This is a genomic window from Clostridium sp. CTA-5 (genome assembly GCF_054768135.1).
This window is the reverse complement of record NZ_BAAAAT010000012.1, coordinates 50425-62608: the sequence shown is the minus strand read 5'-3', so window position 1 is coordinate 62608 and position 12184 is coordinate 50425. Positions and strand designations below refer to the sequence as shown.

The following is a 12184-nucleotide window of genomic DNA, read 5'->3' as shown; positions in this document are numbered from 1 at the left end:
TCTTTGACTTATTATTTTATTTCATATGCCTTAATTATTTTTTTAAATTTTCTATTAAATCCCTTAATTCAGCTGCTCTTTCAAATTGTAAATTCTTTGCAGCTAATAACATTTCTGATGTATAATCCTTTATTAACTTATCTTTTTCTTTTTTAGTAAGCTTCTTATTTTCTTCAACTCTATATTCTTCAACATCCTCTGAAACCTTAGTAGCTTCTATGACATCTCTAACTTCCTTATTAATTGTTGTTGGAGTTATATTATGTTCTTCATTATATTTTATTTGTATTTCTCTTCTTCTTTTTGTCTCACTTATTGCTTTTTCCATAGATTTAGTAATATTGTCTGCATACATTATTACCTTACTCTCTGCATTTCTTGCTGCTCTTCCTATTGTTTGAATTAATGATGTTTCTGATCTTAAAAATCCTTCTTTATCTGCATCTAATATTGCTACAAGAGCAACTTCTGGAATATCTAGGCCTTCTCTTAAAAGGTTTATCCCAACCAAAACATCAAACTTCCCAAGTCTTAAATCTCTGATAATTTTCATTCTTTCAATTGTATCTATATCTGAATGCATATAAGTAGTTTTAATTCCTAATTCTATTAGATACTTAGTTAAATCCTCTGACATTCTTTTTGTTAATGTTGTTATTAAAATCCTAAAACCTTTTTCTGATGTTTCTTTAATTTGTGCATATAAATCATCTATTTGTCCTTTAACAGGTTTTATTATAATCTCCGGATCTAATAAACCTGTTGGTCTTATAACTTGCTCTGCTATTTCTTTTGAATGTTCCATTTCATATGCTGCTGGTGTAGCACTTACAAATACCACTTGCTTAATCTTCTTTTCAAATTCTTCAAACTTTAATGGTCTGTTATCATAAGCACATGGAAGCCTAAACCCGTAATCTACTAAAGTATTCTTTCTTGACCTATCACCTGCGTACATAGCTCTAACTTGAGGCAGCGTAACATGACTTTCATCTATAAACATTAAAAAATCATCTGGAAAATAATCTATTAAAGTCTTAGGTGGAGTTCCAGGACTTCTTCCATCTAAAATTCTAGAATAATTTTCTATACCACTGCAATAACCCATTTCCTTCATCATCTCAATATCAAAATTAGTTCTTTGTCTTAATCTTTGAGCTTCTAAAAGTTTTTCTTGTGAATTAAGTTCTCTTAGTCTATCTTCTAATTCATCTTCTATTTGCACAATAGCTTTATCTACTCTTTCCTTTGATGTTGCAAAGTGGGATGCTGGAAATATAGAAACATGATTTCTTTCACCAATTATTGTTCCTGTTAATACATCAAATTCTCTTATTCTATCTATTTCATCTCCAAAAAACTCAATTCTAATTCCCTTACTTGAAGTTGAAGATGGAATTATATCTAGCATATCCCCTCTTACTCTAAAAGTTCCTCTAGAAAAATCTATATCATTTCTTTCATATTGAATTTCTATAAGTTTCTTTATAATTTCATCTCTTTCCTTTTCCATACCTTTTCTCAAACTTATAGTTAATTTTTTATATTCATCCGGATTACCAAGACCATAAATACATGAGACAGATGCTACGATAATTACATCTCTTCTTTCGAAAAGAGCTGATGTAGCTGAGTGTCTAAGCTTATCTATTTCATCATTTATAGAAGCATCCTTTTCAATAAAAGTATCAGTTTGTGGTACATACGCCTCTGGTTGATAATAATCATAATAAGATACAAAATATTCAACTATATTCTCTGGAAAAAATTCCTTAAATTCAGAACATAATTGAGCTGCTAGTGTTTTATTATGTGCCAAAATTATTGTAGGCCTTTGAAGCCTTTCTATAATATTAGCCATAGTGAAAGTTTTACCTGAACCAGTAACTCCAAGTAATGTTTGCTCTCTATTCTTATTTTTTATAGACTCCACTAATTTATTTATTGCTTCTGGTTGATCACCTGTCGGCCTAAAATTTGAATGTATTTTAAAATTCCCCATATATAACACCTCATTTTTTGCGAACAAATATTCGTATGTATTGTATTTATATTTTACTTTTCATTATAAATTAAGTCAACAATTCATTAAAACTATTAAAAAATAATAACTCTTATTTATCATAATAACTATATTTAAAATTACTAAGAGATATTTTTAACTAACGCTATGTTTTAATTGAATGTTAATATTTTAAAACATAACCTTAACTAAATATTAATATTAAAAAATAAAATAATAGTTCAAATATATACATATTGATCCATTTCTTTTTGAACATACCTTATATAAAAATTTTCCTAATTATATTTTGTCTTAATTCTTCTATTATAAACATAAAATTCACTCTACCTCAGTCTTACCCCAGAGGTACCCCTAGGGTAAGACTGAGGTAAATAAAAAGAGATAAAACTTAAAAATTTTATCTCTTTAATCTCTTAATTCTTTTTATTATTTTGTTTATCAGATTCTTTTAGTTTATCTAGTATATGAGAAAAATCATTCTCTTTAATCATTACTTTATCTTTTGCTTCGACTGCTCTAGGTACTAAAAGCATACCCACATTTGTCCCTCTACTAATTCTTATTGGTAAACTATTTATTGTTCCATTCATATCTTTAATTTTCAAAGTAATATTATATAAATTTTCTTTTATAATAGATTGCATTTCCAATTGAGAATTTATTATTTTATCATTTACTGAAATCAGCTTACTTCCTGCTTTTATACCTAAATCATAAGCTATAGATTTAGGTAATACATCCAATATTACTAATCCTTCTTCATCACTCATAAACTTAGGTTCCAATATATCTTCTCTATTCTTTTGAATTCTTATCATTATTTCATGACCAAGTGGTGCAAATATTATTAATAATACTTCTCCCAAAATTCCAAATCTAGCTATTTGAGAAACCAACATCAATATTGCCCCATAAGCTATAATATATCTACCTGAAGATAAAGCTTTTTGTCTTTTACTTTTAGTAAAAGTAACACTTGAATAACCTAATACCGCGTAAAGTGGCATTATTGATATCATTGTAAAAGATAATAAACTTATATCCCCACTACCGTGAATAAAAGGCCAACTATTAGGAGTTTGTATAGTTGTAGTTATGTAATTACCTGCATCCTTATCTGCCATAACTGATATTAATATCGCTATAGATAACAGCCAATATCTATTAAGTGCAAAACCACCTATTATTTTTCCTCCTTTATTAGCAAATACTGGTATAGAACCTCTATCACCATCTATCATAACTAATAATCCTTCAATAATATGTAATACTCCTACAAAAGTCATAAGATACATTATATCAATCTTAAAAACCATATTCTCTTTTATTCCAGGTATAAAATTTCCTAATAAAGTTATACATACACTTATTAAACCTAATATAGCTCCTGAATATGAAAAACATATAAATCTAGGTTTTATAAACATTAAAACTATTGAAATTCCAAATAAGTAGAATATCCCTGAATTTTCTCCGAATCTTATTCCAAGCATACTATTAATTACACTTACCAATGTTCCTGCTAATATTCCTAAAACAATTTGTGATAGTGTAAGTTCTAGAGGAGTATTCACACTTTCCCCTAGAATCATTTTCTGCATTATTACTAATTTTCTATTTTTTAAATATAAAATTACTCCTAAAAGAATTAATATTAACATTAACGTAGGTTCAACTATTGCCTCTGCAATGCCTCTTAATGTATATAGTAATAAATCCATTATTAATCCCCCTGATTTATCTTTCCATTTATAACTTCTAGAGCTTTAGTAAGTTGTGGATCATTAGCTCTACTATAAACTTGTTCTGATAATTCTTTTGGTATTTTTACTTCATAATCTGGGGATATTCCCTTTTTATGAATATTCTCCCCATTTGGTGTATAATATTTTGAAACTGTAACCTTAAGTCCTCCAATATCATTTGAAAACTTAACTGGTTGTTGCACAATTCCTTTTCCAAATGTAGTAGTACCTATAATAGTTGCTACTTTATAGTCTCTTAGTGCTCCTGTAACAACTTCTGAAGCACTGGCACTTCCACCATCTACAAGCAATACCAAAGGTAACCCTTGTGCAATACCTCCAATTGATGGTGAATCAGCCCTATTATCGTATTTATCTATTGTGTATGTTATTGTTTTACCTTCAGGTATAAATTGAGATGCAACTCCAACTGCTTCTGAAAGAAGTCCTCCACCGTTTCCTCTTAAATCTAAAATTAACCCTTTCATTCCAGCATTCTTTAATTCTGTTAATTTACTTTTAAAATCATTTGTAAGATTCTCATCCATAAAAGAAGTTAATTGAATATATCCAACTGAAGAATTTATCATTTCTCCCTTTATAGACTCTACTTTTATAACATCTCTCATTATACTAACATCAAAAGGTGCATTACCCGCTCTTAAAATATTTAACTTAACCTCAACCTTTTCTTTTCCGCTAAGCATTGATACCGCTTGCTCAAGGTCATTTCCTTTTAATTCTACATCATTAACTTTTAAAATAACATCTCCTGCTTGTAAACCTGCTTTTTCAGCTGGTGATCCTTCCATTGGAGAGATTACTGTTATTTTTTCATCTTTTACCCCTACTTGAACTCCTATCCCCATAAAACTTCCAGTAGTTTGTTCCATAAATTTATCAAACTCTTTTTTGTTCATAAAAACAGTATAAGGATCCTCTAAAGAAGCAGTCATACCTTTCATTGCTCCTTCTAATAAAACATTATCGTCAATCTCTCCATCGAATCTAGATATTAAAGCATTACGTACTTCAAACAATGCTGAATATTTATCTATATCCTTAATTTGCTTTAGCTCACTTGAAACTTCTGTTGATGTTTTAGTTAATAAAATGCCTTTAGTAGCTAAATAATTTCCTATAAATAAAAATCCACCTGCTGTAATAAAAAATATAGCTATTATAATTATAATAAAAAAGGATTTACTCATTTTGAAATTATTACTTCTTTTAAAATTTTTCACATTTAAAGACTCCCTTGCATATATTCTGTTAAAAAAAATAATAAACCATTATTCATATATATTTTGTTGAATGTGCCTTATTAGAATAAACTAATAATATTATTAGTTTATCCTAACTTACACTCAAATACAAAATATATTAAGAACTTTTGGTCCATTATTATATATATAACTTAATTTTATTCTTATTAACAGAAATTATACTACTAAGAATTTTCTTAATGCAGATATACTAGCAATTCCCCCTACTAAAATTCCTCCTAATGCAAACTCTAATAACATCGCTTTTAATATGTATGTTGGAGGTACAAGTGTCATAAACATTAGCATAGAAGCAACCCATCCAAATATCCCTTTGTATGCAAAAAATAATGCAACGCATGCTAACGATGAACCTAATACTCCTATTACCATTCCTTCTATAATAAATGGCCATCTTATAAACCAGTCAGTAGCACCAACGAATTTCATTATACCTACTTCTCTTCTTCTTGAATAAACTGTTAATTTAGTTGTATTCATTATTAAGAAAATTGAAACACCAACTAAGATTATAAATAAAGCTCCACCAACGATATTTACGCCCTTAACAAACTTTACAAATCCATCAACCACTTGTTGTTGATCATCTATTTTTTCAACTCCTGTAAAGCCTTCTAAAGCTTCACTTATGTTTTTTGCATATTCTGCCTTTTCTAATTTAACAACAAATGCTGCTGGAAATGGATTATGTTCTAATGTATATCCTTTTAATAATCCCTCATTTTCATTTGTTGTTTGTTGTACAGCTTTATATGCTTCTTCTTTTGATTGATATGTTACCTCTTTAACGCCTTCAACTTCTCTTAATTTTATTTCAATTTCTCTTTGATCAATAAGTTTTATGTCATCTTTAAGAAACACTTTAATATCTACCTTATTTTCTACAGTGCTGATAGCTTGGTTAACATTATTTGCAAGCAATATAAATATTCCTAAAACGAAAAAGGTTATAAGTACTGTAAGTATTGAAGCAAAGCTAATAGTTCTATTTCTTTTTAAACTCTTAAATGCATCTTTTATAAAATATGTAATTGTATTAATTTTCATCTTTATACTTACCTCTCTTTTCGTCTCTTACTATTTCTCCTCTTTCTATAGCTATAACTCTCTTTTTCATATAATCAACAATTTCTTTTGCGTGAGTAGCCATTAAAACAGTAGTTCCTGATTTATTTATGTCATCTAACAGTTCCATTATTTCTCTTGCTGTCTCTGGATCTAAGTTACCAGTAGGTTCATCAGCAATTAATACTGAAGGATTATTTACTAATGCTCTAGCTAAAGATACCCTCTGTTGTTCCCCTCCTGATAATTCATTAGGAAACATTTTATATTTATGAGATAAACCAACTAGTGAAAGTACCATTGGAACTCTTCTTCTTATATCTCTTTGAGAAGATTCCACAACTCTCATAGCAAATGCAACATTTTCATAAACGTTTAAACTTGGTATTAATCTAAAATCTTGAAATACCATACCTATTTTTCTTCTATAATAAGGAGTTTGTTTTCTATTAATTGAGGATAATTCTTTTCCACCAACAATTATTTTACCATTTGTAGGTTCAACTTCTTTTAAAAGCATTTTTATAAAAGTAGATTTACCTGAACCACTTGGTCCTACTAAGAATACAAACTCTCCATTTTCTATTTCAACATTAATATCACTCAAGGCTTTTACATTATTATCATAAATTTTCGATATATTTTTAAATTCAATCATGTTAACTCTCCTTTTTAGGTAAAATTATACAATTCATCTGTAAAACTTACAAAATTATTATATCATAGAAGAGTTTTGAATGTCATACAAATTTCTTAATTGTAAGAAACTTATAATTTATTCTTGTTGAATGTCTTTAAATCCTTCGCCTAAAACTTCATGTACCTCTCCAACCGCTATAAATGCCCTAGAATCTATAGATTTTATAAATTTTTTTAACTTTATAAATTGGTTTCTACTTAAGACAGCATAAAGTACAGTGGTATCATTTCCACTAAACCCACCAATTCCCTTTAAAAATGTACATCCTCTTTCTAAAGAATCCATTATATATTTACTTATTTCCTCATTCTTTTCACTTATAATTACAACTTGCTTACAAATATTAAATCCTTCTATAAATTTATCTATAACTATTCCAAGAATTAAAACACTTAACATAGAATAGAAACCTATATCTATTGTAAATACTAAAGCTGCTACAAAAGTAATTATAAAATCAACTATTAATAAAGATTTACCTATATCTATATGAAAAAACTTATTTAATATTTTAGCTAATATATCTGTTCCACCAGTAGAAGAATTTTCATTAAAAACTAAAGCCATACCAAAAGCTGAAATTAAAGTTCCAAAAATAGTTGCTATTATTAAATCAGTTGTTATTGCCACTGGATTAAAAAACTTTTCCATAAACCACATAATTATTGATAACCCCAAACTGGCATAAATGGTTTTAAGTCCAAAATCCCCACTTATAAACATAAATGCTAAAACGAGCAAGATAGCATTTAATACAAAAGTCACTCCACCTACAGATAAATTAGGAAAGAATTCTTTTATAATAATTCCTATGCCTGTTATTCCCCCGCCTGCAAGATTATTCGGTATAAAAAAATATTCTGTTCCTAATGCAACTAAAATTATACCTATTGTTATTATTCCATATTCCCTTAAATTTTTCACTTTAAATATCCCCCTTTTTATTAATAATTGTAGCAAATTAGCCAATACGATTATGGAACTAAGAATAAAATACATCTTTATATTTCCACTTTTATTTATTATTATTCCTTATATTTACTAACCCTCTTATATTTTGCCATTATTTTCTTAAAAGTGTCAATGATTCAAGATAGCAATTTATTATTTTTGATAAACCACTAAATTTTCTAAATAAAAGGGGGATAATTTTATCTATTTACAATTTTATAGCTTTAACTTTTGGTCAAAAAAAGATAGCAGTATGTACATACTACTATCTTATAAAAAATATTATTAAACTATTTTTTTAATTCTAAAGCTTTCTTTGCCTTTTCTACTATATGTTTAGTTGTTAATCCGTAAGCTTCTAATAATTCATTTGGTTTACCACTTTCTCCAAATGTATCATTAATACCAACTTTTAATACTGGTACTGGAAGTTCTTCTGTTATTACTTCTGAAACTGCTGATCCTAATCCGCCAATAACATTATGTTCTTCAGCTGTAACTATTGCTCCAGTTTCTTTAGCTGCTTTAACAATTAATTCTCTATCAATAGGCTTGATTGTATGAATGTTTATTATTCTAGCATTAATTCCTTCTTTAGCTAATTCTTCTTTAGCTTCTAAAGCTAATTCAACCATCATTCCTGTAGCTATTATAGTAACATCATTACCTTCAGATAATGTAATACCTTTACCAATTTCAAATTTATAATCCTTATTATCATTTATAACTTTTACGCCTAATCTTCCTAATCTTACATAACAAGGACCATTATATTCAGCAACTGCTAAAATTGCTGCTTCTGTTTCAACAGCATCTGATGGATTTATAACTGTCATCTTAGGAATACTTCTCATTAATGACATATCTTCAACAGATTGATGAGATGCTCCATCTTCTCCTACAGTTAATCCAGCATGAGTTGCACATACTTTAACATTTAAATGTGGATAGCAAATTGAGTTTCTTATTTGTTCAAAAGCTCTACCTGCTGCAAACATTGCAAATGTGCTAACAAAAGGAATCTTTCCACAAGTTGAAAGTCCTGCTGCAACCCCCATCATGTTTGATTCTGCTATTCCCATATTGATAAATCTTTCTGGTGCAACAGCTTTAAAATCTGCTGTTTTAGTTGATTTTGATAAATCTGCATCTAGTACTACAACATCCTTATTTATGTTTGAAAGTTTTACTAATGCCTTACCATAAGCTTCTCTAGTTGCTATTTTATTACCCATTAGTTTTCCCCTCCAATTTCTTTTAATGCTTGATCACGTTGTTCTACGCTAGGAGCAGTTCCATGCCATCCTGCTTGATTTTCCATGAATGAAACGCCTTTTCCTTTTACTGTATTACATATAATAGCAGTTGGTTTTCCTTTTGTATTCTTAGCTTTTTCAATTGCTTCTAAAATTTCGTCATAATTATGTCCATCTATAATTAATGTATTCCATCCAAAAGCTTCAAACTTTTTATCGATTGGTGATGGATTCATAACATCTGTTATATTCCCATCTATTTGTAAACCATTATAATCTACAAACGCTGTTAAATTATCTAATTTATAGTGTGCAGCTGACATTGATGCTTCCCAAACTTGACCCTCTTCAAGTTCTCCATCTCCTAATACTGTATACACTCTATATTGTTTATTATCTAGTTTTCCTGCTAATGCCATTCCTACAGCTGCAGAAATTCCTTGTCCTAATGACCCTGTTGACATATCAATTCCTGGTAAATCATTCATATTTGGATGTCCTTGTAATCTCGAACCAATCTTTCTTAATGTGTTTAGTTCTTCTACATCAAAATATCCTCTTCTTGCTAAAGCGCTGTATAATGCTGGTGCAGCATGCCCCTTTGATAATACAAATCTATCTCTGTTAGGATCCTTTGGATTCTTAGGATCTATATTCATTTCATTAAAAAATAATGTTGTCATTATATCTGTTACTGATAACGAACCACCTGGATGACCTGATGCTGATTCAGTAAGCATACATACTATATCTTTTCTTATAAGCTTTGATATTTCTTGAAGCTTTTCTTTATTATTATTCATAATACAATCCTCCTATGATTAAATTACTTACCTAGAACATATTTTTTCCTTTTTCAACAATTTTATTCTATCACGATTTTTTATGTTTGTATATATCAATAATTATATTGTATACCTTATTAGTTTATTCTGTATACGTTTTTTGCTTTTATTGTATACATTATTTATTAATATGCTATACTTTTTTTGTTTTAGAAAATTATAAAAATAATTAATATATGCCATGAATAAATGGTTCATGGCATATACAGCTTAGAGACTGTCTCAAAAATATATTTTACATTTAAGGATTTTCTATTCACTAAGTTTTAAATAAATATTGGTGTTAGAGTAAACTCCTCTGTCAATGAGATTTATACTACACTATCAAGATTATTTTAAAATATAGTTTATGTATTGTTGACAGCCTCTTTATTATATATAGGTTAAATAGTTATTAGTTTAAATAGGATTTAAAGTTAAGGTTTTATTAAGGCATATTCAAAAAATAATAGACCAGTATGTTCATCTATTTTGCATCATACTGCGTCAACAAATTTACTTAATAGCTCACTATTAGCTGAATTTGCTTTCTTGTCTGACACAGAATATACAACTCCTCTTTGGTTTATTATTTTATTTCATGTGCCTAGTTAGAATATACCTAATGCTCCTAAAATTGCGCCAGCTCCTATAAGTATACCCATTATTTTAATTGGAGAAACTCCTTTTTTTACCATTTGTAATACAATTAATGTCAAGGCAAAAGGAATTAATCCTGGCATTAATTTGTCTAAAAGATCTGTTTGTAAACTAAAGTCAACTTCTCCCATTTTAAAGCTTATATTAGTTTGTAAATTAACAAATCTACCAACAAGACCACCCATTACAAGAGTACCAAGTACAGATGCTGTTTCAATTACTCTATTTATTTTCCCACCTTGTAATATTTGTTCTACAGCTTTTTTACCAAGGTTGTACCCACTCATCCATAGAGTAAATGACATACCACCCATTACAGCAAATTGTGATATTAAAAATATTATTGGTCCAGCAATATTTTTGGTATTAGTAATACCTATACATATTGCAAGTAAAATAGGTGTAATAATCCCTTGTGTTAATGTATCACCAACACCTGCTAAAGGTCCCATTAATCCTGTTTTTATAGCATTAAATCCTTCATCACTTATTGGCTTACCATTAGCTTTTTCTTCTTCCATAGCTATAGTTATACCGTGAATTACAGATCCACAAATAGGTTCAGTATTAAAGAATGCTAAATGTCTTTGTACTGCTGATTTTCTACCCTCTTTATCTTTATATAACTTCTTTACTATAGGTAACATTGAATGTGCAAAGGATGTAGCTTGCATTCTTTCATAATTATAATTTGATTGTGCAAACATAAACCATCTAATCCAAGATTTTATTACATCTTTTTTACTTAAAGTTTTAACTTCATTATCTTCAACCGGCTTATTTGTAGGCATAACATTTAATTCTGACATATATAGTTCCTCCTCTCAAATTCCTTTTATGCATTAGAAGCAGAATTACTATTCTTTATAGCAGTTACAGTTAATGCGATTACCATTCCTACTATTGATATAATAACTATATCTAGTTTAAAGCAAACTGACATTATAATTCCTAATACAAAGAATGGCATTGTAAATGAGTTTCCTATTAATTTTAAGTTCATTGCAATACCTAATGCTGGTAACATTGCACCTATTACATTAAATACATGTAATACATTAGGACTTAAAACTTCTAGCATTCCTGATACAGCATTGGGTCCATAATATACAACTAATGCTGCTGGTATAAAGCTTAGTAAGAAAAGTGCTATTTGTGGTGGTATTACATTTATAAATCCGACGGCATCAATATTTCCTTTTTCAACTTCTTTATCTGCCCAGTGAACAAAGAATGAATTAATTGTCATCTTTCCTATCCATAGAATTGTTGCAATAGTACCAAGTGGGACTGCTATTGCCATTGCAGTTTCAATATCTAAATTTGAAATTAACGCAAGTGCAGTACCAACATATCCTGCAAAAGCAGGGTCTCCCATTTGAGCACCTCCTGCTGATATAAATCCTAAATAAATAACATTTATACCTGCTCCTATTAGTGCACCTTCTAGAGGTTGTCCCAATATTATCCCTGTTATAAATCCAGCTACTAAAGGTCTATTAAATGTGAAAAATCCTGCATAAGTAAACCATGGACTCCATGAAATATAATAGAAAAATCCTATTAATACAGCTTGTAAAATTGTAACATTCATACCTATTCCTCCTATTTATAGTTAAAGTTTATTATTAATACGTTTACATGAGATTGAAATTATTTAACTACGTAATC

Annotated in this window: 10 protein-coding genes; all 10 read right to left on the bottom strand. The window is 28.8% G+C overall.

Features of this window, described 5'->3' with window-relative positions; genetic code table 11:
• Window positions 1-34 precede the first annotated feature (34 nt).
• Window positions 35-2002, bottom strand: coding sequence for an excinuclease ABC subunit UvrB (gene uvrB, locus ACYUET_RS16795; protein ID WP_460281537.1), 1968 nt, complete (start codon window positions 2000-2002; stop codon window positions 35-37).
• A 437-nt stretch (window positions 2003-2439) separates the two neighbouring features.
• Window positions 2440-3747: a signal protein PDZ gene (locus ACYUET_RS16790; protein WP_460281535.1), complete on the bottom strand. Its 1308-nt coding sequence runs from the start codon at window positions 3745-3747 to the stop codon at window positions 2440-2442.
• Window positions 3748-3749: 2 nt separating this feature from the next.
• On the bottom strand, window positions 3750-4982 hold the full coding sequence (locus tag ACYUET_RS16785) for a S41 family peptidase (protein WP_460281598.1): 1233 nt from the start codon (window positions 4980-4982) through the stop codon (window positions 3750-3752).
• 231 nt (window positions 4983-5213) lie between these two features.
• On the bottom strand, window positions 5214-6104 hold the full coding sequence (gene ftsX / locus ACYUET_RS16780) for a permease-like cell division protein FtsX (protein ID WP_460281533.1): 891 nt from the start codon (window positions 6102-6104) through the stop codon (window positions 5214-5216).
• On the bottom strand, window positions 6094-6780 hold the full coding sequence (gene ftsE / locus ACYUET_RS16775; RefSeq protein ID WP_460281531.1) for a cell division ATP-binding protein FtsE: 687 nt from the start codon (window positions 6778-6780) through the stop codon (window positions 6094-6096). Before ftsE ends, ftsX begins: the two co-directional genes overlap by 11 nt.
• A gap of 117 nt (window positions 6781-6897) precedes the next feature.
• A complete protein-coding gene (locus ACYUET_RS16770; protein ID WP_460281529.1) occupies window positions 6898-7746 on the bottom strand; it encodes a YitT family protein in 849 nt (282 codons plus the stop codon).
• A gap of 317 nt (window positions 7747-8063) precedes the next feature.
• On the bottom strand, window positions 8064-9008 hold the full coding sequence (locus ACYUET_RS16765) for a transketolase family protein (protein WP_460281527.1): 945 nt from the start codon (window positions 9006-9008) through the stop codon (window positions 8064-8066).
• Entirely contained in the window at window positions 9008-9832 is an 825-nt protein-coding gene (locus tag ACYUET_RS16760) for a transketolase (RefSeq protein ID WP_460281526.1), read from the bottom strand. The genes ACYUET_RS16765 and ACYUET_RS16760 overlap by 1 nt, the downstream gene beginning before the upstream one ends.
• Before the next feature lie 632 nt (window positions 9833-10464).
• A complete protein-coding gene (locus tag ACYUET_RS16755; RefSeq protein ID WP_460281524.1) occupies window positions 10465-11322 on the bottom strand; it encodes a PTS system mannose/fructose/sorbose family transporter subunit IID in 858 nt (285 codons plus the stop codon).
• 26 nt (window positions 11323-11348) lie between these two features.
• Entirely contained in the window at window positions 11349-12107 is a 759-nt protein-coding gene (locus tag ACYUET_RS16750) for a PTS mannose/fructose/sorbose/N-acetylgalactosamine transporter subunit IIC (RefSeq protein ID WP_460281522.1), read from the bottom strand.
• Window positions 12108-12184: the final 77 nt, after the last annotated feature.